The organism is Streptomyces hiroshimensis (genome assembly GCF_014650335.1).
GTDB classification, from domain to species: domain Bacteria; phylum Actinomycetota; class Actinomycetes; order Streptomycetales; family Streptomycetaceae; genus Streptomyces; species Streptomyces hiroshimensis.
In genome coordinates, this window is the sequence record NZ_BMUT01000028.1 from 1 (window position 1) to 21,875 (window position 21,875).

Annotated in this window: 25 protein-coding genes and 1 pseudogene; 15 read left to right on the forward strand and 11 right to left on the reverse strand. The window is 71.1% G+C overall.

Features of this window, described 5'->3' with window-relative positions; genetic code table 11:
* From IE241_RS34855 to IE241_RS33580, 4 genes and pseudogenes are all read left to right on the forward strand, one after another.
* Positions 1-217: pseudogene (locus tag IE241_RS34855) on the forward strand (hypothetical protein); the annotation flags it as partial.
* A 399-nt stretch (positions 218-616) separates the two neighbouring features.
* Complete coding sequence (locus IE241_RS33570; protein WP_190025663.1) at positions 617-1,594, forward strand: hypothetical protein; 978 nt, start codon at positions 617-619, stop codon at positions 1,592-1,594.
* The gene (locus IE241_RS33575; RefSeq protein WP_190025664.1) at positions 1,594-1,956 is read left to right on the forward strand and encodes a LuxR C-terminal-related transcriptional regulator; all 363 of its coding nucleotides are present in this window, start codon (positions 1,594-1,596) and stop codon (positions 1,954-1,956) included. The genes IE241_RS33570 and IE241_RS33575 overlap by 1 nt, the downstream gene beginning before the upstream one ends.
* A 471-nt stretch (positions 1,957-2,427) precedes the next feature.
* Entirely contained in the window at positions 2,428-2,670 is a 243-nt protein-coding gene (locus IE241_RS33580; RefSeq protein WP_190025665.1) for a hypothetical protein, read from the forward strand.
* A gap of 14 nt (positions 2,671-2,684) precedes the next feature.
* On the opposite strand, the gene IE241_RS33585 is transcribed toward IE241_RS33580, so the two are convergent.
* Entirely contained in the window at positions 2,685-3,239 is a 555-nt protein-coding gene (locus IE241_RS33585; protein ID WP_190025666.1) for an NADPH-dependent FMN reductase, read from the reverse strand.
* A 115-nt stretch (positions 3,240-3,354) separates the two neighbouring features.
* Between IE241_RS33585 and IE241_RS33590 the strand changes: the two genes are divergently transcribed.
* Positions 3,355-4,023: a TetR/AcrR family transcriptional regulator gene (locus IE241_RS33590; RefSeq protein ID WP_190025667.1), complete on the forward strand. Its 669-nt coding sequence runs from the start codon at positions 3,355-3,357 to the stop codon at positions 4,021-4,023.
* A gap of 90 nt (positions 4,024-4,113) precedes the next feature.
* On the opposite strand, the gene IE241_RS33595 is transcribed toward IE241_RS33590, so the two are convergent.
* Positions 4,114-4,623: a hypothetical protein gene (locus IE241_RS33595; protein ID WP_190025668.1), complete on the reverse strand. Its 510-nt coding sequence runs from the start codon at positions 4,621-4,623 to the stop codon at positions 4,114-4,116.
* Positions 4,624-4,838: 215 nt separating this feature from the next.
* Between IE241_RS33595 and IE241_RS33600 the strand changes: the two genes are divergently transcribed.
* A complete protein-coding gene (locus tag IE241_RS33600; RefSeq protein ID WP_190025669.1) occupies positions 4,839-5,075 on the forward strand; it encodes a metallothionein in 237 nt (78 codons plus the stop codon).
* 45 nt (positions 5,076-5,120) lie between these two features.
* On the opposite strand, the gene IE241_RS33605 is transcribed toward IE241_RS33600, so the two are convergent.
* The 3 genes from IE241_RS33605 to IE241_RS33615 form a co-directional block, all read right to left on the reverse strand.
* Positions 5,121-5,420, reverse strand: coding sequence for an SCO5918 family protein (locus tag IE241_RS33605; RefSeq protein ID WP_190025670.1), 300 nt, complete (start codon positions 5,418-5,420; stop codon positions 5,121-5,123).
* Between the two features lie 371 nt (positions 5,421-5,791).
* Positions 5,792-5,995: a cold-shock protein gene (locus tag IE241_RS33610; RefSeq protein ID WP_030365760.1), complete on the reverse strand. Its 204-nt coding sequence runs from the start codon at positions 5,993-5,995 to the stop codon at positions 5,792-5,794.
* 291 nt (positions 5,996-6,286) lie between these two features.
* Complete coding sequence (locus IE241_RS33615) at positions 6,287-7,036, reverse strand: class I SAM-dependent methyltransferase (RefSeq protein WP_190025686.1); 750 nt, start codon at positions 7,034-7,036, stop codon at positions 6,287-6,289.
* Between the two features lie 404 nt (positions 7,037-7,440).
* On the opposite strand from IE241_RS33615, the gene IE241_RS33620 reads away from it, so the two are divergent.
* The 4 genes from IE241_RS33620 to IE241_RS33635 all read left to right on the forward strand — a co-directional run bounded on the left by IE241_RS33620 (position 7,441) and on the right by IE241_RS33635 (position 10,331).
* Complete coding sequence (locus tag IE241_RS33620; protein WP_190025671.1) at positions 7,441-7,668, forward strand: hypothetical protein; 228 nt, start codon at positions 7,441-7,443, stop codon at positions 7,666-7,668.
* Between the two features lie 107 nt (positions 7,669-7,775).
* Positions 7,776-8,249, forward strand: a complete 474-nt coding sequence (locus IE241_RS33625) for a hypothetical protein (protein WP_190025672.1) — start codon at positions 7,776-7,778, stop codon at positions 8,247-8,249.
* A gap of 119 nt (positions 8,250-8,368) precedes the next feature.
* On the forward strand, positions 8,369-8,701 hold the full coding sequence (locus IE241_RS33630; protein ID WP_190025673.1) for a hypothetical protein: 333 nt from the start codon (positions 8,369-8,371) through the stop codon (positions 8,699-8,701).
* Positions 8,702-8,864: 163 nt separating this feature from the next.
* Positions 8,865-10,331: a Gfo/Idh/MocA family protein gene (locus tag IE241_RS33635; protein ID WP_190025674.1), complete on the forward strand. Its 1,467-nt coding sequence runs from the start codon at positions 8,865-8,867 to the stop codon at positions 10,329-10,331.
* A gap of 140 nt (positions 10,332-10,471) precedes the next feature.
* On the opposite strand, the gene IE241_RS33640 is transcribed toward IE241_RS33635, so the two are convergent.
* Positions 10,472-11,959: an amino acid permease gene (locus IE241_RS33640; RefSeq protein WP_190025675.1), complete on the reverse strand. Its 1,488-nt coding sequence runs from the start codon at positions 11,957-11,959 to the stop codon at positions 10,472-10,474.
* Positions 11,960-12,843: 884 nt separating this feature from the next.
* Here IE241_RS33640 and IE241_RS33645 point away from each other — a divergent pair.
* From IE241_RS33645 to IE241_RS33655, 3 genes are all read left to right on the forward strand, one after another.
* Entirely contained in the window at positions 12,844-13,101 is a 258-nt protein-coding gene (locus IE241_RS33645) for a dsRBD fold-containing protein (RefSeq protein WP_190025676.1), read from the forward strand.
* Between the two features lie 510 nt (positions 13,102-13,611).
* Positions 13,612-14,481 carry an isocitrate lyase/PEP mutase family protein gene (locus IE241_RS33650; protein ID WP_190025677.1) on the forward strand — a complete coding sequence of 290 codons (870 nt, stop codon included), beginning with the start codon at positions 13,612-13,614 and terminating at the stop codon, positions 14,479-14,481.
* 314 nt (positions 14,482-14,795) lie between these two features.
* Positions 14,796-15,518: an AAA family ATPase gene (locus IE241_RS33655; RefSeq protein ID WP_229900221.1), complete on the forward strand. Its 723-nt coding sequence runs from the start codon at positions 14,796-14,798 to the stop codon at positions 15,516-15,518.
* A 1-nt stretch (position 15,519) separates the two neighbouring features.
* On the opposite strand, the gene IE241_RS33660 is transcribed toward IE241_RS33655, so the two are convergent.
* The gene (locus IE241_RS33660; RefSeq protein WP_190025679.1) at positions 15,520-16,650 is read right to left on the reverse strand and encodes a baeRF3 domain-containing protein; all 1,131 of its coding nucleotides are present in this window, start codon (positions 16,648-16,650) and stop codon (positions 15,520-15,522) included.
* A gap of 212 nt (positions 16,651-16,862) precedes the next feature.
* On the opposite strand from IE241_RS33660, the gene IE241_RS33665 reads away from it, so the two are divergent.
* The gene (locus IE241_RS33665) at positions 16,863-17,396 is read left to right on the forward strand and encodes a DM13 domain-containing protein (protein ID WP_190025680.1); all 534 of its coding nucleotides are present in this window, start codon (positions 16,863-16,865) and stop codon (positions 17,394-17,396) included.
* A gap of 21 nt (positions 17,397-17,417) precedes the next feature.
* Here the strand turns inward: IE241_RS33665 and IE241_RS33670 are convergent, their stop codons facing one another.
* Positions 17,418-17,972: a hypothetical protein gene (locus tag IE241_RS33670; protein WP_190025681.1), complete on the reverse strand. Its 555-nt coding sequence runs from the start codon at positions 17,970-17,972 to the stop codon at positions 17,418-17,420.
* A 176-nt stretch (positions 17,973-18,148) separates the two neighbouring features.
* Positions 18,149-19,255, reverse strand: a complete 1,107-nt coding sequence (locus IE241_RS33675) for a carboxylate-amine ligase (protein WP_190025682.1) — start codon at positions 19,253-19,255, stop codon at positions 18,149-18,151.
* A gap of 225 nt (positions 19,256-19,480) precedes the next feature.
* On the opposite strand from IE241_RS33675, the gene IE241_RS33680 reads away from it, so the two are divergent.
* Positions 19,481-19,921 (forward strand): SRPBCC domain-containing protein, encoded by a 441-nt coding sequence (locus IE241_RS33680; protein ID WP_190025683.1) that lies wholly within the window; start codon positions 19,481-19,483, stop codon positions 19,919-19,921.
* 61 nt (positions 19,922-19,982) lie between these two features.
* On the opposite strand, the gene IE241_RS33685 is transcribed toward IE241_RS33680, so the two are convergent.
* Positions 19,983-20,735, reverse strand: a complete 753-nt coding sequence (locus IE241_RS33685) for a DUF6796 family protein (RefSeq protein ID WP_190025684.1) — start codon at positions 20,733-20,735, stop codon at positions 19,983-19,985.
* 91 nt (positions 20,736-20,826) lie between these two features.
* Positions 20,827-21,702: an alpha/beta hydrolase gene (locus IE241_RS33690; RefSeq protein WP_190025685.1), complete on the reverse strand. Its 876-nt coding sequence runs from the start codon at positions 21,700-21,702 to the stop codon at positions 20,827-20,829.
* Positions 21,703-21,875 lie beyond the last annotated feature (173 nt).

A 21,875-nucleotide genomic window follows, 5' to 3' on the forward strand; every position in this document is an offset into this window, starting at 1 on the left:
ATGCTCGCCCCCACATCCAGGACTCGCTTTTGACCACAGCAGGGAGGGAGTCGTGCGACAGCCTCTGCACTGCCCGGCCCGCGCGCCAAAATCCTCAACCCCCGGACCTGGCAGGCCGCTTGGGTCGAAAAACCGGCGGCCCGCCACCCGTTACGACGTGGGTAAAACCGTAAGACGGCCAGAGAGCATCACCGAACGAAACCGACCCAAACCATAAAGAACAAGGTAAAAGGGTGTTCGAGTGCAGGACACGTGCTCGCAGTTCCCTCGACAGGCGGGGAGCCTGCCCTATGGTGATGGCCGTGGGTGGGGTTCTGGGCAGAGTCGGCTCCTGTAGGAGCGGGAGTGCGGGGGACGGACGCGGCAGCAGGCCCGGAGGGGCCGTGGGGAGTGCGGCGGTCCTGGCCGTTGCGGCCGGCTGTACGGGAGCCTGGGCCTACGGGCGCACGGGCGCCTCGCAGGCGGACGTCCTCCGCGATCTGGCGACGGGCTGGACGTACACCGGGGCCGGGCTGATCGCCTGGTGGCGGCGTCCGGCCAACCGCACCGGGCGACTGATGGTGGCCGAGAGCGTGACGTGGTTCCTCGGCAATCTGCAAGTCTGCAAGGGACCAGCGTGCCGGTGCTGTTCGCGCTCGGCGCGTGGTGGGAGGCGCTGAACCTCGCGGTGCTGGCACACCTGCTGCTGGTCTTTCCCGACGGCCGCCTCACCACCGTCCTCGCCCGGCGTGTGGTCGGCGCCGGCTATCTGCTGGTGGCGGTGGGCGGGCTGCTGCGGGTGCTCGCCTACGACCCGTCGACCGACGGCGACGCGACCTACCTCACCTGCGGTGACTGCGGCCCCAACGCCCTGCTGCTCCGACCGGCCCAGGGCCTGTTCGACGGCATCGACCTCGTCTACCGCTGGGCGGGCGCACTGCTGACCGTCGTGGTCGTCGCCACGCTGGTGCGCAACCGGCTGGCGAGCAGCACCGCGAGGCGCCGGGCGCTGCTGCCGGCGTGGATCGCGCTCCTCGTCGCCGTGTCGCTGGTGGGCTGGCAGGTGCTGTACGTGGCCGCGCCCGGGCTGCTGGGGCCCGATGCGTCGACGCCCGCGCTGCTGTCGGACCTGAGCGAGATCGCCGTTCGGGTGACATTCCTGGTGGGGCCGTTACGGATGCGGCTGCGGCGGGCCGCGGTGGGCAGTGCGGTGATCGAGGTGGGCGCGGATCCGACGCCGTGCAGGCTGCAGGACGTCCTGGCGCGCCTGCTCGGCGATCCCTCGCTGCGGCTGGGCCTGTGGTCGCAGGCAGCCGGCGGCTATCTCGACCCGGCCGGACGGGTGCTGCGCGGCCCGTACCCGGGGTCGGGCAGGAGCGTCACCGCGGTGGACGGCCGGGAGAGACCCTCGGCGGTCCTGGTGCACGACGCGGCCCTGGGAGAGGACCCGCAGCTGCTGGCCGCGGTCGATGCGGCTGTGCCTGGAGAACACCCGGCTGCGATCGCAGGCCGCGGCCCGCGGGCGGGAGTCCCGTGCGGTCGGCTCCCGCATCCTGGAAGCGGCCGACCGGGAACGCCGGCGCCTGGAGTGGGGCGGGCAGTGCGGTGCAGGTGATGACGCGCCGCGCGCGAGGGTTCGGGTATCTCCTCAAGAACCGGATCGCGGACGTCAAGGAGCTGACGGGTGCCATCAAGCGGGTGGGGGCGGGCGAGTCGGTGATCGACCCGGTGGTGGTGTCCCGCCTGCTGCACCGCCGGCGGGCGGGCAGCGCACTGGAGGAGCTGACCCCCCGGGAGCGGGACGTGCTGGAGCCGATGGCCGAAGGGCGTTCCAACGAGGCGATCGCCGAGCGGCTGGTGGTGGGCGGCAAGACCGTCGAGACGCACGTGCGCAACACCTTCGCCAAGCTGGGCCTGGAGCAGAACCTGGCCGACCACCGGCGGGTGCTGGCCGTCCTGACGTATCTGCGCGGGTGACGTTCTCCGCCCGCGAGGGCACGCGAGGGCACGTCCGGCCCGCGGGGACCGCGGGACCCGTGCGGGTATTTCAGGGCTGGCCCTGATGTGCGCACGGCGGGCCGGGCCTTGAATGGAGTGCACCGGAAGGGGAGCGCGGGAACGGGCCGGAAGGTCCGGGATCCGCCACGGAACGGCCGGTTGCAGCCACGGGCTCGGAGTCCGGGTCCGCACTCCCCGCCGTAGAAGCCGCCGGGCCGTTCGACGGGGGAAGTGTTGCGGGCGGCCGGGCCCGGCTCGCCCGGGTGCCCCGTCCCTTCACGGGGGCGGGGCACCCGGGCGACCGCGCGCAGAAGCCGGCCCGAGGCTTCCCTCAGGGTAAACGGCGACGGAGGAGCGTTTCCCTCGGCCCGTGCGCTCGTTGTGCGGTAACAAGTGCCTCTGGCACGGGAATCACGAGAATCAGCAGAAGCGCAAGAAGCGGAGGGCGCTGTGCGTCGGATGAACTTCGTGCTGGCCGCGGCCGTCATGGCCGGCCTGTGGGCCGCACCGGCGGCGGTCGCCGAGCCTCCCTCGGCGCCGCCGTCCGCCGTGCACGCACCTGCCGCCAAGCCGCCCTTCTCGTACGAGGACTGCCTCAAGGCCGCCAAGAAGCACGGGGAGAGCGCGCGCTACAGCAGGTGGCACTGCGACCAGCTGGTCAAGAAGGGCTGGGTCAGGCTCCCGAAGCGCTGACCCGGCCGCCCCGGTCAGACCGCGACGGGGGCGTCCGCCAGGCGCTTGAGGACCTCGGTCAGCCCGGTGGCGACCTCGGCGTCGTCGACGGGGTGAATGTCGGCGAACCGCGTCATGGAGCCGGGGATCGCCAGCTTGGCCTCTTCCAGCACCTTGCCGCCGGCGATGCCCGCGGCCTTGCGGGTCTCGTCCTGCGCCCAGACACCGCCGTACTGCCCGGCGGCGGTGCCGGCCACGGCGACCGGCTTGCCGGCGATGGCACCCACGCCGTGCGGGCGCGATATCCAGTCGATGGCGTTCTTCAGCACGGCGGGAACGGTGCCGTTGTACTCGGGCGTGAGCAGCAGAAGGGCGTCGGCACGGCCGGCCTCGTCACGCAGCCGGGCGGCAGCCGCCGGGACGATGCCTTCGGCGTCGAGGTCCTCGTTGTAGAAGGGCACGTCGGCCAGGCCCTCGTAGATCTCGACCTCGGTGCCCTCGGGGGCGAGCTTGACCGCTGCCTCGGCGAGCCGACGGTTCTGGGACCCGGCGCGGAGGCTACCGACGAGCGCAAGAATGCGGACAGACATGGATAACTCCTAAGGAATAAGGGCGGGAGCAAACCGGACCGTGGTCCTTTTTTAGGATTGTGGCACTTATCCGGACCACGGTCCAGTTATCTTTCCGAGGCGTTACCCTGGGTTCATGACCGGCTCCGCTCCCCCTCCGCCGCAGTCCGGCACCCCGGCGCCGTCCGGCACCCCGGACGGACGGCGGGAGCTCACCCTCCTCCCGGTCGGCGAGCCCCCGCAGCTGCGAGCCGACGCAGCGCGGAACCGCACCCGCCTGCTGGAGGCGGCCTCCCGCCTGCTGACCGAGTGCGGAGCCGCGGACCTGACCATGGAGGCGGTGGCCACGGTCGCCGGGGTCGGCAAAGGCACCGTCTTCCGCCGCTTCGGCGACCGCACCGGACTGCTGCTCGCACTCCTGGACCACCGCGAGCAGCAGCTCCAGGCGGCCTTTCTGTCCGGTCCCCCGCCCCTGGGCCCCGGCGCCCCCGCGGCGCAGCGCCTGCACGCCTTCGGGCCCGCCCTCATCCGCCACGAGCGCGATCACCACGACCTGATCCTGGCCACCCGGGCCGACCCCCTGCGTAACTACAGCGTTCCGGGACACCGCCTGCGCATCTCCCACGTCGCCGTGCTGCTGCGACAGGCGGAGGTGCAAGGCGATGCCGAGCTCCTCGCGTACACGCTGCTCGGCTCGCTCGATGCCGCCCTCGTCCGCCACCTGACCGCCGAGCGCGGCATGCCGCTCGACCGCCTGGACGCCGCCTGGCACGACCTCGTCACGCGGCTGGGAGCGAAGCGCTGAGGACAGAGCGCTGAGGACAGAGCAACTGAGGGGGCGGGGCGCGGAAGCGGAAAACGGGGCGCTGAGGCTCTGCCGGCCCGCTGCGGGTGCCTACGGAACGTCGATCTTGGGCATGTCGATCTTGGGCATCTCGACCTTGATGGGGTCCTTGGTGAACGTCTCCGTCAGGCCTCCCTCCCAGCTGACCGACAGCGTCTTGCCGCCGTCCACCAGGGTGGCGGTCCCCTTGGTGCGGGGGTTGCCTGGGGTGGGGCACTTCAGGTCGAACTTCACGGTCGTGCCGGAGCGTTGCGCGGGGCCGCTGCACACGCCCTTCTCGGAGTCGGAGATGCCACGGTCCCCGAAGATCGTCACCCGGACGATGTCGTAGCCCTTTTGCTGGTTCCATACGCCGTCCAGGTCGGCCTCGCCGCCCTGCTCCGGCTTCTTGGCACCGCCCTGCGCGGGCTTCTCGGCACCGCTGGCAGAAGGCTTCGCCGCGGGCTTGTCCCCGGCCTTGGCGGCATCCTTCCCGCCTTCGCCGTCCGATCCGCTGCTGCAACCGGTCATCAGCAGCGCCGCAATCAGTGCCGCGCCCGCGGTTTGTGCCACCTTACGCACGAATTTCCCCTCTACCGCCTAACAGAACAAGCCAACCTAACAGGCTGATCATTCTGACGGCACACGCCGGACCGGAGCGGGCACTGCCCGCCCCGGTGGCCGAGGGGTGACGCGAGGGCGCTCGGGCCCACCTGGTTCCGCCGGTCGGGTACAGCCGCACCGACCCGCCCGCCATAGCCTTGCCCCGGCCCTCCGTACTCCGGACCATGCGGCCCATGGCACGTTGCGAGGTATGCGGAAATGACTACGACCTGACGTTCACCGTGGAGACCCAGGACGGCTCACGTCACGTATTCGATTCGTTCTCCTGCGCCATTCACCGCATGGCGCCCATCTGTGAACACTGCCGGGTACCGATCGTCGGCCAAGGCGTCGAGGCCGACGGCCACTGGTACTGCGGCGCCCACTGCGCCCGCTCCGAAGGGAAGGTGGGGATCGTGGACAGGGTGTGACCCGCCCCCGTCCCCGGGCCCGCGCCTTCCGCGACGGCGCCTCCCTCAGATCTGTGGCAGGCTCCCGGGCAGCGGTGACATCGCCTGCGGCGTGCTGCGGGCGGGCACGGGGGCGGCGGGGTGGCAGGTGAAGCCGAGACGCGTGAGCGCCCGGGTCACTTCACCGGCGGAGAAGTCACGCCGGTCCTGCTTGGTGATCACCTGCCCCACCTGCTTGACGGGGTAGGTACGGCGGCCGATGACCACGCACGCACCTTCGACGGGCTCGGGCGCGATGCCCTTCATCATCTGTTCGACCTCACTCTTGACGAGGTCGAAGGGGAAGCGGGCAATGACGCAGCGCATAGTGCCTCAACGGGGTGGGAGGGAGGCCCGGGGCAGGGCTGCCGGCCGGGGGATCGTGCGGCGTCCGTGCGCAATTTGCGGTTCATCGCAGACCCCTTCCTCGATGCGGCACGTATCGAGGAATTCTTTGCGGCCGGGAGCCGCGTCAGGAATCACCGGCACGAGCCGAAGAAAAAGCGGGGCACGGGACGAGACGGCCGGCCCGGGTCGGGGCCGGTTGCGGAAAACTGCCGCCTGGGACACCGGGCGGCATTCCTGATCGTAGATCACCGGAGAAAAATCGAGGAACAGGGGAAACGCAACGAGCTGGGGCCCGCACCCAAAGTGCGGGCCCCAGCTACGTCAACGCGTCAGACGACGGGCGTCAGGCATCAGGCGGGGAGAATGTTCTCCGCCTGCGGGCCCTTCTGGCCCTGCGTGACGTCGAAGGTCACCTTCTGGCCTTCCTGAAGCTCGCGGAAGCCCTGGGTGGCGATGTTCGAGTAGTGGGCGAAGACGTCAGCGCCGCCGCCGTCCTGCTCGATGAAGCCGAAGCCCTTTTCCGCGTTGAACCACTTCACGGTGCCAGTAGCCATAGTAAATCTCCTTCGGGGCGTATCCCGAGGACCGCACTGCGCGGACCCCGCATCGCCGAGATGATTGCCCGTCCGGAAAAGAAAAGCCGGAAATACAAATAAGCGCTTCCAGCGGCTGGAGGCCGACCGGACACACTTGCAAGTCTTTGGGAACCACAACTGCAACTGAAAAGACAGTAGCACGGAACCGCCCTCAGGTGGGCAGAAATTTTTTTTCCGCTCCACCATCGGGTGAAAAATCAGGGCTCCGCCAGGGCAATTTCTGCGGCTACGACGGCAGATGTTCGCCGCTCAGCACACTGCGTCATGCCGCGTCACCCGGCGGAACAACGCCGTCCAGAGGAAGGGCTCGCCGAAGGAGGACGACTCGGCCGGCTCGTCGCGCATGCGGCGCAGCTCGACCTCCTCGAGATCGCAGAAGATCCGCCGCAGGGACTCCGGCGAGTACGCGAGACCGCCGTGCAGGCGGGCCTGGCGGTAGAAGTCCGCGTCGGGGATCTCGGAGCCCATCTCACCGGCCGCGAAACAGGCGAGGGCGAACCGGCCGCCGGGCGCGAGGGCGCGGTCGAGGAGGGCGAGGTAGCTGATCCGGCGGTGCGGCGGCAGGTGGTGGAAGCAGCCGGAGTCGTAGATCAGGTCGTAGGGGCCGCCCAGTTCGCCGCTGACGAGGTCGAAGGCGTCGCCGCACCGGAACCGGATGTCGGCCCCCGCCTCCCGGGCGCGGTCCTCCGCCCAGGCGACGGCCGCCGGGGAGAGGTCGACGGCATCGACCTCGAAGCCCTGCGAGGCGAGGTGGATCGCGTTGCGGCCCGGGCCGCAGCCCAGATCGAGGGCGCGGCCCGGGGTGATCAGGCCGCGGTCGAGGTACGCGACAAGGTTCTCGTCGGGCTTGTCCACGAAGAACGGCACCGGCCTGGAGCGGTCCTCGTAGAACCCGTCCCACCAGGATGCCGCGCCGGCCGTCCAGCGGTCGGCCTCCGGTGCGAACAGGCCGTCGAGCAGCCTCATGACGTCGTCCACCGTACGGATGTTCCGGTCCATCCGGACCCCCTTTCCCATTCCCTTGATCGTAGGCGGGGATGACACAAAAGCCCAGGTCAGAGGCTATAAAGGCGGCCTACGGGGAAGCCGTGCCAGGCCGCGTGCGGGGGCGGGAGCCGGAGACGGAGGGTGCCGCCCGGGCAGGGGGACGAACAGCCCCCGTACCCCCGGCGAAGGTCGCCTCGGGGTCGTTCCCGGCCGCGCCGGCCCCGGTTTCCCGGCGAACCGCCGGGGCTCCTCACCCAAGGCCTCAGGGAGACGTCTCCGACCCCGCAGCCGCAGAGTGTCAACCACCATCTATCCGTAATGCGTTTCATGTGTTTGATGTGTCTTAGGGGCCCTGATGCAGCGATGCGTGTCGGTTGCTCCCGTCCGTCGTTTGGCAAGGCATGAAGAACCGCATCGTGACGCGTATTGCTGTGGGATCGGCCCTCCTGGTGTGCGGCGCCGTCTCCGCATCCGGCACCGCCGAGGCTGCCGGTGGCGGCGGGATCAGCCCCCGGCCGCTGATGCACCGCCTCAACAACCTCACCCATCTCGCCAATGTCGAGGACAGCCCCATCGGCGACACCGTCTCCTTCGTCAACGACAAGCTCCCCAGGGAGGCTTCCAGCCGCATCGCTCTCCGGTGACCAGCCGCAAGTCGCCACCCGCGGTGCCGGGGCCCCGGCACCGCGGCGGGCTGCCCGGTAGGAGCGCTGCCGGCGCGGGCCGCGCGCGGCGCAGGAATAATCTCCGGGTGATATTTCTCGACGAGCAGCTGATCGGCCAGTGGTGCAGCGCCCCCCTCGAGCTGGGTGCCATGGAGACGAGCGAACTCGTGTTCCTGGCCGACGGCCGGGGCTGGAGCCGCTTCGAAGGCATCAGCACCGAGCTGAGCATCTCCCGGTTCCGCTGGCACTGCCCGGCCCCCGGCCGACTGGAATTGCACGGCACCTGGTGGGTCAGCGGGCGATGGGCCCCTCACACCGGCGGTTTCGCCGCCGTGGAGCACAGCAAGCCGGATGACGGGCTGTTCCGTACCGGCTACCGCATCGCCGACGACGTGCCGTCGTTCTCCGGCACGCCCGTGACCGCCCTGACCGTCGACGACGCGATCGAGTTCGCCGTCTCCTTCGCCCGCGGCCGCCGGGCCGTGACGTCCGCCGACGATCCCTCGTCCACGGTGGTCCCGTACGCCCCGCCCGCCCGGCCCGGCCCGCCCCCACGCTGATGGTGGGAGGTACCGGGAGGTACAGATGGTGTTCAATCCTCGAATCCCTCCCCCGGGCCCCTCGCATCGGCTCTACGGTGGGCCCTCGCCACTACCGGACGGGGGGAATGGGGAACACCGTGGACAGGGAAGAGCGCGCCCGCATCGTCGCCAGGATCCAGGAGGAGCGCGAGCGGCTGCGCCCGCTGCAGCCGGAGATGACGCGCACCGTGATCGAGCTGCTGCGCCGGACGGTGCCGGAGCGGGAGCCCGGCGTGGTGCCGTGGGTGAACATGGCCACCATCAAGGGCATCGAGGCCCAGCACGGCGCCGACGGGGTGGTGGCGCTGGCGTTGTCCCTGGGTAACTGGGCGGCCGCCATCGCCCAGGACTTCGCCCGCACGAACGGGCATACCGCGGAGCAGCTGATGGACTACTACGAGACCCAGTTCTTCGAGGACGACGCATCGTGACGAAAGGGCGGCGGCACCCCGTGCGGGGTGCCGCCGCCCTTTATCTCGTTGTGCGAGCCCTCTTGCGTTGCACGCATCACACCCGTCAGGGTCACTAACCGAAGTCAGTGAGGTTCACGTACGCGCCGCAGCTCACATCAGCCCCTTGTGTCCAGGAGGACCGATGCACGAGTCAGCCCCGCAGAACCCCAGGCACCTCGATCAGCCCGGCAGCCCCGGTCCCAGCCCCAGCTCCAACGCCTCCGTCGAGGGCCGGGAGCAGACCACCGATGTCAGCCGCCGCCTCGTCCTGAAGTCCGCCGGCGCGGCGAGCGCGGGCGTGGGGCTGGGCCTCGGTCTGGCTCAGGCGGCGGCCTCCCCCGCGGCCGCTGCGGACGCGCCGCGGCGCCAGGGCGCGACCATGATCGGGGTGCCGTTCGAGCGACGCAGCACGGTGCGGGTCGGGATCGTCGGGCTGGGCAATCGCGGCAGTGCGATGACGGAGCTGTTCCTGGCGGTGCCCGGGGTACGGGTGGTGGCGCTGTGCGACACGGTGCGGGCGAAGGCGGAGAAGGTCGCGGCCAAGGTCAGGTCGGCCGGACAGCCCGCGCCTGAGCTCTACACCAAGGGTCAGGACGACTTCCGGCAGCTGTGCGGGCGCGGGGACGTCGACTTCGTGTACGTGGCCACCCCGTGGGAGTGGCACTTTCCGATGGCCGAGGCGGCCCTGACCGCCGGCAAGCACGTCGGGGTGGAGTGTCCGGCCGCCATGGAGCTCGATCAGCTGTGGCGCCTGGTGGACCTCTCCGAGCGGACGCGGCGGCACTGCATGCAGCTGGAGAACTGCTGCTACGGCCGGAACGAGATGCGCGTGCTGCGGATGGCGCACGCGGGGAAGTTCGGCGAGCTGCTGCACGGCGCGGGGGCGTACATCCACGACCTGCGGGAGCTGATGTTCTCGCCGACGTACTACGAGGGGCCGTGGCGGCGGCAGTGGCACACCCGGCTGAGAGGGGACATCTACCCCACCCACGGCTTCGCGCCGGTCGCCAACTACATGGACGTCAACCGTGGCGACCGGGCCGTGCGGATCTCGACGTTCGGCTCCCCCGCTGCGGGCCTCGCCGCCTACCGCGCGCAGCACATGCCGCCCGGCGATGCGAGCTGGAAGGAGACGTACGTCGGCAGCGACATGTCGGTCAGCCTCGTGCAGACGGCCCGGGGGCGCGTGATCCGCCTGGAGCACGCGGTCAGCAACCCCCACCCGTACAGCCGCGTGAACGCCCTGGGCGGTACGAAGGGGGCCTTCGAGGACTACCCGCCGCGGATCTATCTGGAGCCGGAGATGTCCGGGGACGAGTGGGGCGACTTCGGGGCGTACGCGGAGTGGGACCACTGGCTGTGGAAGGAGCATGCGAACCCGCCGGGCGGGCACGGCGGCATGGACTACATCATGATCTTCCGGCTCATGCAGTCCATGCAGCAGGGGCTGGTGCCCGACTTCGACGTGTACGACGCGGCGACGTGGAGCGCACCGGTGCCGCTGAGTCACGCCTCCATCAGGGCCAAGGGGGCGCCCCAGGAGATCCCGGACTTCACGCGGGGGCTGTGGCGCGCCGGGCGGCCGGGGGTGGACTCGGCCAAGCCATAGCGAGCGGAGGGCAGGCGGCCGACGGCAGGCAGGCAGGCAGGTCCCACAGCCAGGCATACGAAGAGGCGCCCGCCCCGGTCTCCCGGGACGGGCGCCTCTCATTGTTCTCGACCGGTCAGGACCGGCGGGGCTTCAACCGGTCAGGACTGACCGGCCTCCGCACGGGCGAGCTCGTTCGCACGCTGGGTCTCGGCGACCCGGCCGCGGACCAGGAACCAGCCGCCGACCAGCATCGCGACGATGATCGGCAGGCACAGCACCGTGGTGCGGCCGGCGCCGGGCTCGGACGCCATGATGCCGAGCACACCGGCCAGGAAGACCAGAGTGGCGATCTGGGTGTACGGGGCCCAGGGCAGCTTGTAGCCGGGACGGGTGACCCGGCCTTCCTTGGAGCGGCGCCAGAACAGCAGGGAGCAGACCATGATCATGCCCCAGGTGCCGATGATGCCGATCGCGGCGAAGTTCAGCACGATCTCGAAGGCGTCGGCGGGGACGACGAAGTTCAGGCCGACACCGAGGACGCAGAAGAACGCGGTGAGCAGGATGCCGCCGTAGGGCACCTGGCCCTTGTTCATCAGGCCGGTGAACTTCGGCGCCGAGCCGGACATGGCCATCGAGCGCAGGATGCGGCCGGTGGAGTACAGACCGGAGTTCAGGCTGGAGAGTGCCGCGGTGAGGACCACCAGGTTCATCACGCCGGCCGCGTACGGCACGCCGATCTTGCCCAGGACGGTGACGAACGGGCTCTCGCCGGCGACGTAGGCGGTGAACGGCATCAGCAGCGCGAGCAGGACGACCGAGCCGACGTAGAAGAGGCCGACACGCCACATGATCGAGTTGATCGCCTTCGGCATGATCTTCTCGGGGTTCTTGGTCTCACCCGCGGCGACACCGCACAGCTCGACGGAGGCGTAGGCGAAGACGACACCCTGGATGACGAGCAGCATCGGCATCACGCCGGCCGGGAAGATGCCGCCGTGGTCGGTGATGTTGGACAGACCCGGGGTGGCGTCGCCGACCTTGTGCTGGCTGGCCAGCAGGAAGATGCCGACGACCATGAAGACGCTGATCGCGGCGACCTTGATGATCGCGAACCAGAACTCCATCTCACCGAAGTACTTCACCGAGATCAGGTTCACGGTGAGCACGACCGCGAGGGCGATCAGCGCGAGGATCCACTGCGGGATGTCGCTGAACATGCCCCAGTAGTGGGTGTAGGTGGCCACGGCGGTGATGTCCGCGATACCGGTGGTGGCCCAGTTCAGGAAGTAGAGCCAGCCGGCGGTGAAGGCGCCCTTCTCACCCATGAACTCACGGGCGTAGGAGACGAAGGCTCCGGAGGAGGGGCGGTAGAGCACGAGCTCGCCGAGCGCACGCACGACGAAGAAGGCGAAGAGGCCGCACACCGCGTAAGCGATGAAGAGGGACGGACCGGCGCTGTGGAGACGGCCACCGGCACCGAGGAAGAGTCCGGTGCCGATCGCTCCACCAATGGCGATCATGTTGACGTGGCGGGACTTGAGGTCCTTGCTGTACCCGGCATCGCCGGCGTCCACGTGCGTGGAGGCCGTCGGCGTCGCCGTGGCGACGGGCTGGGGTTCGGCCGCAGTGAGGGTGCGGTCACTCATGTGGTTCTTCGCCTTCGCTGGGAGGGGGCAGGACCGGGACGCGGTGGTGCTTGGAGGGGGCGGCCCGGTTACCCGGAGGGCCGGCTGGCGACGCCGGTCTTCTCCGAGGGGTGAAGCGATGCCCGCCGGCCGGTGGCCGGGTGCCTCCGGCTGCCTGTGGGCAGCCCCGGGGAGGGTCTGCCGGGAGGGCAGGCCGGTAGGCGCGGGCAAGAGGGGTGCGTGGCCCCGGGCGGACGGTTCTTCCGTCATCGACCTGGGCGCTGCAGGTGGCGCGGGGAGGTCAGCCCTTTAAGGGCTGCCGCCGGCCGGATGTCGTCGTGCGACGGGCCGGCCTGCCGTGGGGTGTGTGCACCCCGTGGCACGGCATGGCGCCGGGACGCTGCTGCGTCTCGGTGCTCGGCCGGCTGTCGGTGGACTCCATGCCGTGAATGGTGTGAGGCGTGTAAGGGCGGCGTCAAGAGTTCACAGGGAATTGATATTTCCGCCGGTAAGCCCTTGGTCTGCGCTGGTCAGAGTGCGCGGGAGGGGCGTTTTCCGGACACACAAAGGGATCCGCGCGGCAGAAATGGCATGGCAGTACATGACCGTTTTCGCGTCACACCCCTGACCTATGTGATCAAGGCCACACGTCCGTGATCTTGCATTACTTGCCCGAGGCAAAACGTGCTGACTACACGAAGGAGGGGCGGGCATCCGCCCGGGCGAAACCGGCCCGGGCGGAACAGGAGCAGAACAGGAAGGAATGCAGAGAGAGCCGACACGGGAAACGGCTGGGCAGCCGGACGGGTGGACCTGCGAGCGCGTGGGCGCGCGGGCCGCGGCGCCGGCACGGCAGCGGCTTACATTGGCCGCCACAGAAGCTCGAACGGCGGAGGTGTTCACCCATGCAGGTCGCCGGCTGGCACGTAGAAATCGAATTCGACGAGGACGAATCCCACACCCGGGCCGCCGCCCTCCTCCGGCTGCGCGACGGCACCGAGCTCCGCGCACGCACCCGCTCGACCCGCGACCGGAACGACCCGAACGAGCCCCGCATCGGCGAGGAGATCGCCGGCGCGCGTGCGCTCCGCGACCTCGCCGAGCAACTCGAGCTCAAGGGCCGCGCCGAGGCCAGGAACCTCACCAAGGAGTACAAGCAGTAGCCCCGCCGAGCGGCAGTCACGGCCGTGCCGCAGCCCCCGGCGGCGCGGCCGGTGAACAGCCCCGGCAGCGCCCGGCGAACAGCCCGGGTGCGACGGCCGACCCACGAGTTCCGGTCGATCCAGCCGATCCATCGGCATATGCGCGTGAGGCAACTCCACAGCCGGAAGGGGCTGTTCAGCTGCGGAGCGATCCCCGGCGGGGGCGAGCGGCAAGCGGCCCGGAGCGTACGTGCGGTCGGCGTGATTGCATCGCCGGCCACGCGTCTTTACCTTGCATATATTGCTGCATGACTATCTCTTGACCTAATCTCCCGATGGCACCGAACGGCACATCAACAGCAGCCGTACGCACAGGGATCCACAGCAAAAAGCCCTGGGGGCACGCCATGCGACGGCGTGCCCCCAGGGATCTCCGGTCAGCGCACGTCCCCCGTTGCCACTGCGGGCTTCCGTCAAAGACAGCAGCCGCAACGGGTCCAACCGACGCCAACCCAGTCCTCGGAGGGTACCGTGAACCACCCTGCCCGGCTACGCGACGCCATCGCCTCGGACGGCACCACCCCCCTCATCGGCATCTTCGACATGTTCTCCGCCTCCGTGGCGGCCCAGCACTACGACGGCATGTTCGTCTCCGGATTCGGCTTCGCCGCCTCCCACTACGGGCTGCCCGACATAGGCTTCATCGCCTGGCCCGACATCGTCGCCTTCGTGCAGCGGCTGCGCCTCGCCTTCCCAGCCCAGCACCTGCTCGTCGACATCGACGACGGTTACGTCGACCCCGAGACCGCCTGCCACGCCGTCCAGCAGCTCGAGGCCGTCGGCGCGTCGGGCGTCATCCTCGAGGACCAGCAGCGCCCGCGTCGTTGCGGTCACGTCGACGGCAAGCAGATCCTTCCCCTGCAGGAGTACCTGGACAAGCTCGACATGGTCCTGGACTCCCGCCGCGACCTCGTCGTCGTCGCCCGTACCGACGCCACGGAGGAGGACGAGATCCTGCGCCGCGCCAAGGCCCTGGCCGCCACCGACGCGGACGTCCTGCTCGTCGACGGCGTCCGCAGCATCGACTGGATCCGCAAGGTCCGGGACGTCATCGGCGACAAGCCGCTGCTGTTCAACCAGATCGCCGGAGGCAAGTCGCCCCGGCTGTCGCTGCCGGAGCTGGCCGGGCTCGGTGTCGACGTGGCGATCTACAGCACCCCTTGCCTCTTCGCCGCGCAGTCGGCCATGGACCGGGCCCTGGCGGAGCTGAAGACACAGGACGGGCGGCTGCCCGAGCACACCGCCTCCAGCATCGGCGTCGCCGAGTGCCTGACGCTGCTGGAGAAGAACATCAGCCGCCACCACGGCCGGCCCTTGACCGCCACGGCGACTGCTCGCTGACCCTGCTCCCGACCGGCCCGGGGCCGGGTCCCTTCCCCTCGGCCCGGCCCCGGGCCCTGCCCTGCGACCGCCTCTCTCCCCGCCCGGCCGCCGCCCACCCGGCGAACCCGTAGGGACGTCCGGTGAACCGGCAGGGGGCGCGGTGGCGTCTGAAGGACTGCCCCTGCTCCTGGCCGGGGCCGCGCACCGTCCGGCCGGCGGTACGTGCGAGGCTGCGGACGCAGCAGGCGATGGGCAGGGGACGACACACCGTGAGCCGGACCGGAACGACAGACAGCGCAGCGGCGGATCCTTCGGGGATACGGGGGCGGGCCGTGCCCGCCCCCGTATCCCCGCCTTCGCCCGCCGCCGGGCTGCGCCCCCGGGGCGTGGTCGACCTGCGGGCCGCGGGAAGCCGGGCTCCGGCGGTGCTGTCGTACCCGGCAGGCTCGGTGGTCGTGGTGTCGGGGCTGCCCGGCAGCGGCAAGAGCACCCTGCTGCGGCGCTGGTCGGCCGCGGCCCCCGCCGTCGACCCGCGCACCGCCCACGAGAGGTGGGAGGCGCGCATGCCCGACCGGCTCCCGTACGCCCTCTACCGCCCCTGCGCCCGCCTGGAGCACTTCTTCCGGATCCGCGCGGCGGTGCGCAGCGGGCAACCGGTCCTGGTGCACGACTGCGGCAGCCGCCCCTGGATGCGGCGCTGGCTGGCCCGTGAAGCCGGACGCCGCGGCCACGAACTGCACCTGGTGCTGCTGGACGTGGGCACGGCGCAGGCGCTGGAGGGGCAGCGGGCGCGGGGCCGCTGCGTCGACGAGCGCGTCTTCACCCGGCACGAACACGGTCTCCGCAAGCTGCTCCGCGTTCTCGACGACGACGCCACCGGACGCGGCGACGGGAACGGGAGCGGCAACGGAAACGGGAGCGGAAGCGGGAACAGGGCGGTGCCGGCAGAGGTCTCGGAAGCCGCTTCCCTGGTGCTCCTGGGCGCCACCACGCGCGAACACGTCTCCACGCTGGAGTTCGGGGATCCCGGGAATCCGGACCGGACCGCCGCGTGACTCAGTAGCGCAGGACCGCGGCGAGGCGGTCCTCCCCGGCGAGGGTGTCGTCGGGGACGAACTCGACATCGGCGCCGCTGGCGAGGGCGCTCTCCACGATTTCGTCCACGGCATCCTCGTGGAGGGAGGGGTCCGCACTGAGGGGTTCGGCGGGGGACTCCACCAGCTGGGGATGCCCGCCGTTGCCGTCCGTGCGGACGGTCGCCTGGTAGTGGTCCTCGACCGCGAGGAGCGCCACCCGGCCCTGCCGCACGGTCTGCCAGATCTCGTCGAGTCCCGAAGTGAAGCGGCGTGCCCCGCGCGCGTCGCTCAGCCGCTGCAGCACCTCGTCGCGGCGGCTTTGGCGGCGTTCCTCGAAGGCGGGGCGGAGCAGTTCCAGGAGGTCGTGGCCCCTCTTGCCGGGGGCGCCGCCGCTCTCGACCTCGGCGGTGATCCTCCCGCCGTTGGGGAGGGCCTCCCTGAAGTGCGAGGTCAGCTCGCGCAGGCCCACCACGTACAGCGGGCGGGGGTGTTGTTCGAGGACGCGGGTGAGCGCGGCGGCGACCGTGCGCAGGTACTGCCGCTCGCGCTCGACGTGGCCCTCCTCGCGGACGGGCATGTCGAAGTGCCGGCCCGGCACGGCGTCCTGGTGATCGGGCAGGGCGGGCTGCACGGGGAAGCCGTTCGCGGTGGCCTCGGTGAGGGTGTCGCCGGCGCCGTCCCACAGGCGGGCCTCGCCCTTGGAGAGGGCGAGGGCCCAGTAGGGCTCCTCCACGCGGACGGCGGCCACGAGGTTGCGGGTGAGGAACGTCTTGGCGATCACCACGCGCTGGGGCACCGAGCGCGGCACGTACCAGACGTGGTGCTCGCCGGGGGCCACGAGGATGAGCAGTCCGTCGCTGGCGTGCGTCAGGTCCACTTCGGCGACGGCGGCGTCCAGGTGCGACTCGACGTCCATCCGGGCGGCGCGGGAGACTCCTGCGTCCTCGGCCAGCCGGCGCTTGGCCTCCGCGACGGTGTTCCGCAGCCGGACGGGATCCTCGGGGCTGAAGGGATCGCGCCGGGTCGTCGGCACGAGCAGCGACACCGCCGGGTAGGGACGCGGTCCCCGCAGATCGCGGAGGATCTCGTCGGTCAGGTCGCCGATGTCCATGGGTGTTCTCCTACCGCCTGCGGCCTCCGGGACCCTTACAGATCAGCAGAAATGCCACACCCCAGCCACCCCAGCGCCACCAAACGAACCACTTTCGGCGGGCGACGTAAGACTTTCGTCATGAGTTTTCGGGAGAGCCGGACCGGCCGGAAACCGTTGGAGGGAGTGAGAACACGCCGGCTTGGAGAACACACCGGCTTTTGGAGGCAGAGATGGGACGTGTACGACGGGTGCTGCGCAAGCCGGCCGTCATCGGGGTGCTGATCGCGGGGGTGCTCGCGGTGGCCGCGGGGCTGGTGTGGTTCCAGCCGTGGAAGCTGTGGGTGGACGAGACCGTGCGGGAGTCGGCCCCGGGGGTCGCCGGACACGCGCGGCCGGGGAGCGCGGACGGCGTGCGGACGCTGGCCACCGGTGAGCTGATCAGCCACGAGCACCACACCAGCGGGTCGGTGCGCATCCTGCAGCTGCCCGACGGGACGCGCACCCTGCGCCTGGAGAACCTCGACACCAGCAACGGGCCCGACCTCAAGGTCCTGATCACCGACGCTCCCGTGAAGCCGGGGCGCGACGGCTGGTACGTCTTCGACGACGGCGCGCACATCAGCCTGGGCTCGCTCAAGGGGAACAAGGGCGACCAGAACTACGCCCTGCCCGCCGATGTGGACCTGAACCGCTACACCAGCGTCAGCATCTGGTGCGACCGCTTCGACGTCTCGTTCGGGGCGACCGCCCTCTCCCGCACCTGACCGTCAGGTGAGGTCCGGCCGTCAGGTGACGTCGACGGTGGCGGCCACCGGGGCGGTCCCGGAGACCTCGCAGGTGACGGTCACGCCGAAGACGTGCACGGTGGCCGTGCCGGGCGTGAAGGTCGTGGCTCCGGCGGCGTCGAGGCGGGCCGAGGCGGCGCCGCCGGTGAGCGTGACGGGGGAACCGCTGGGTATCGCGGCGGTGTTGGTGAAGCCGGAGGCCGTCACCGATCCGGAGGCCGCGCCGCCCAGCTGGAAGGCCATCTCCCCCGTGGCGGCACCGGCCGGGACGTCGACGGGGACGTTCAGAGCGGTGCTGACCTCGACGGACAGGTCGGCGGTCGAGCCCCGGGGCACTCCGGCGGGGGCGGTCACGGTGACGAGGAGGGACTGGACGCCGCTGGGGGCGCCGGGCCCGGTGCAGGTGTATCCGACGGTGACGGCTTCGGCGGCCGCGGCGGGCACGGCGCCCAGCACGGTGCCCGCGCCTGCCAGTACGGCGGCCAGGGCCGCGGCTGCCGCCGTCCGCCTGCGGAACGATTTCGCGGGGGTGTGGGGAGTGTTCGGGATGCTCATCGCCGTGCTCCTTCCGTCCGGCGCAGCATCGGCCGGCCGGTCCCGGGGACGAGGGCGGGAAAGCTGATGTGAACACGTCATCTCTGACACAGGGTGGTGGAGAAGTCAACACACGCAGGGACCCGGCGCCCTCAAAGGCCGTCACGGCGTACGGACGGCTGGGCGTACGAATGGCTCTACGAGCTCTCCGGGCTCTCCGGGCTCTCCGTGGTCGCCAGAGCGATCAGGGCCGGCAGCCCGCCGGAGGCCAGGGCGCGGCGCTGGCGGTCGGCCGGGCTGCCGCGGCCGAGGAAGAGGCGCAGCAGGCGGTTGACCTCGCGCGTGTCCCCGGCCTCGTCCAGGGCGGGGGTGATGTGCGCGAGCAGGTCGCCGACCGCCTCGCCGGGGCCGCGGCGCCGTCCGTGGGCGTCGATGAGGCCGCGGTGCAGCCCGTAACGGGCGGCGTGCCAGTTGGCCGCGTGCAGCATTTCCGGCGGGCAGGGCGCGAGCGGCAGGCCCGCCTGCTCCTCGCGCAGGGAGGTGGCCACGAGGGCGCGGACGATGCCGGCGAAGAGGACCGCGTCCTCGACGGTGAGCTGGACGTCCAGAGCCCGCACTTCAAGGGTGGGGTAGCGCTCGGAGACGCGTGCCTGCCAGTAGAGCTGACCCGTATCCATGATCGCCCCGGCTTTGAGCAGGGCGCCGACGCGCCGGTCGTAGTCGCCGGGTCCGTCGAACCGGGGCGGTGGGCCGCTGACCGGCCAGCGGCCGAAGACCACCGTCCGCCAGCTGGCGAAACCGGTGTCCCTCCCCCGCCACAGCGGGGAGTTCGCCCCCATGGCCACCAGCACCGGCAGCCAGGGCCGCAGCCGGTTCAGGGCGCCCACCGCCAGGGTGCGGTCCGGCACCCCCACGTGCACGTGCATTCCGTTGACGAGCTGCTCGTCCACCAGACGCGCCCCCTGCGCCTGGAGGGCCAGGTAGCGCTCCTCCTCCGTGACCGGGACCGGCGCACCCCCCGCCAGCGGCGCGGTGCCGCAGGCCACGGGCCGGCACCCCGCCTTCTGCGCGGCCGCCCCGATCGCACGGCGCAGCCGCAGGAGATGCCCGCCGATCTCCGCCAGACCGGTACAGACCGGAGTGGCAGCCTCCAGCTGGGCCTGCAGCAGTTCGGCCTGGATCTCCCGCGCCTCGGTCATCGCCTGCAGGCCGGACGCCGCACGCACGTCGTCCGCCAGCGGCACCGGCAGCGCCGTGACGGGGTCCAGGAGCAGGTACTCCTCCTCCACCCCCATCGTGATCATGCGCCCATCCGCCCTCTCGTCCGCACCGCGTCGCCGGGCCCCGGGACCCCCGGTGCGGGAGGGCCCGGCTGCTGCAGGTGTGCCCGGTGGCCGCGGCCGGTAACAACGGCTGCTCCAGATGCGCGACGGGCCGGGCCCGCCGGTCCGGGCAGGCCGGCGGCCCCGTTCCGGCCAATACTGAGCCTTGCGGGAGATACCTGCGGTCCGGAGGAGAAGGAGACACCGGTGCGGGAGATAGCCACCGTGATCGACATCGCCGCCCCACCCGAGCGGGTCTGGCAGGTCCTGACGGACCTGGCGCGCTACGAGGAGTGGAATCCCTTCATCCGGCAGGCCTCGGGAGTGGTCGCCCCCGGCCGGCGGCTGAAGCTGAAGGTCTTCCCCGCCGGCCGGCGGCCCATGACCTTCCGTCCGACGGTCAAGGCCGCCGTCCCCGGCGAGGAACTGCGCTGGCTCGGCCGGACCGCGCTTCCCGGCCTCTTCAGCGGCGAACACCGCTTCGTCCTCACGGACCTGGACGGAGGCGGTACCCGCGTCGTGCAGAGCGAGAAGTTCACCGGCTTGCTGGTGCCGCTCCTGCGCCGGAGCATCACCGCCACCGTCGCGGACTTCGAGGCCCTCAACAAGGCCTTGAAGAAGCGGGCGGGGGAGGCGCACAGCCCCTGAGACGGGCCTCTCCCCCGGCCTCGGTGCCGGTCGGCCCCGTCACCTGTCACCCCGTCTCCCGTTACCCCCGGCGCTTCCACAGGACGGCGGTCGACACGGAGAAGAGCAGCAGATTCCCGACGCTGAGCGCCGCGCCCTGCACCGCGGTTCCCGCAGCCCCCGGCAGCGCTTCGGTCAGCAGCATGCCGGCGGGGATGCAGACCAGGGGGTTCGCCACGCACATCCACCGGGGAAAGGCCGTCCCCCCGCGCAGGATGCAGACGGCCATCCACACGGACCCCGCCGCCCAGCATGCCAGGAGCACCGCGTAGGGGACGAACAGCACCGTGGCGAGGTCGCCCGGCAGTGCGGTGAGGGCCTCGGAGCGGACGCCGGACTCGTGGACCGCCTTGGCGGCCTGCCCCCAGTAGTAGAAGGAGCCGTGGGCGAACGGTGCCAGTGCGAAGCCTGCGGTGAGCAGCAGGTACGGCGGCACGGACCACCGGCGCGGGGCGGGGCGCAGGCCGTGCCGCAGGTGCCGGCAGGCCACGAGATAGAGCGGGCCGGTGAGGACGCCGAGCAGCGCTCCCCAGGCCAGCCGTGTCGTCGAGGCGGGCAGCATGGCCGCCAGCGAGTCGCGGGCCGTGCCCTCGTAGGAGGCCAGCAGGGGGTACTGATCGGCGGTCCCCATGGGCTTGCCCAGCAGGAGGACGTCCCCGGCGAGCCAGGCGATCGAGGCCAGCACCCCCGAGAGTCCGGCGATGCGTATCCAGCCGCTGCCCGCACGTGATGACGGCGCGGCGGACGGCGACTCGGCTACGGCGCTTGACGTCATGAGACGACCTCCCCAGTCAACTTAGGCGAGGCTAACCTATCTTGACCTTCTCTGGGTCCTCCGCTGAGCAGCCGTCAGGCTGAGCAAGCCGTCAGACCATGCGCGACAGCAGGCAGTCCTCGAAGAAGGCCAGGGCACGCAGGTGGTACACACGAGCGGCCCAGCCGAGGCTGATGTTGTGCCCGGCGGCGGGCTGACGGTCGAACAGGATCCGCGCCCCGGCCGGGAAGGCCGTACGCATCGAGTCGACGGTCTCCTCGTCATGGCGCCACCAGCCCTCGTGCTCGGCGAAGGTGAAGCGCACGGGGACGCGGACACGGGCGGCCAGGCCGGGGAACTCGCCGCCCCAGCGCAGCGCTTCGGCGGCCTCGCGCGGCGGCATCGGCGTCACGAGGGGCTTGACCGCGCGGAAGGCACCCGGCGGGTAGAGGTCCAGGCGGCCCCAGTGCCGGCGCCAGGTTCTCCGGCTGTGGAAGGCCTGCGGATCCCGGACATCGACGGCATAGCGGTGGCTGACCCCGGAGATGTCCGCTCCCAGGAACTCCGCGCCGCGGTCGTCGGCGAGAGCGTGAAGGGCGAGTTTGCCGCCGTAGGAGTGCGCGAGGAGGAACACGCCAGCGCCGGTGTCATGGTGGCGTGCGTAGTGGGCGAGCGCGGCGTGCAGAAGCCCTGACTGCTCGTCCAGCGTGGCGCCGGCGGGGAAGCGGTCGGCGGACAGGCCGTAGCCGGGGCGGTCGACCGCCACGACCGTGAAGCCGAGGCCTGCCGCGAGCGTGAGCAGGGACTGCCCGGGGTGGGCACGGGCGTCGAAGTACCCGGCACGCATGCCGCCGCCGTGGACGGCGACGACGGTGGCGCGCGGCGGCATCCGCGGCGGCGGGGTGGCGATCAGGCCAGACAGCGGGATCCCTTCGGCGTCCAGCACGATGTCCCGGACGTCGACACCGGGGACGACGGGGTACTCCATGAGATCTCCAGAGCCGGTAGTCGGTGCGGCGGACCGGGCCCGGCGCGGCGACCGCAGGGGCCGCCGCGTCCGGGAGCCGGACGAGCCGTGCCGGATCAGTCCTTGATTTCGCAGATGACGGCGCCGGAGGAGACGGAGGCACCGACCTCGGCGGTGATGCCCTTGACCGTGCC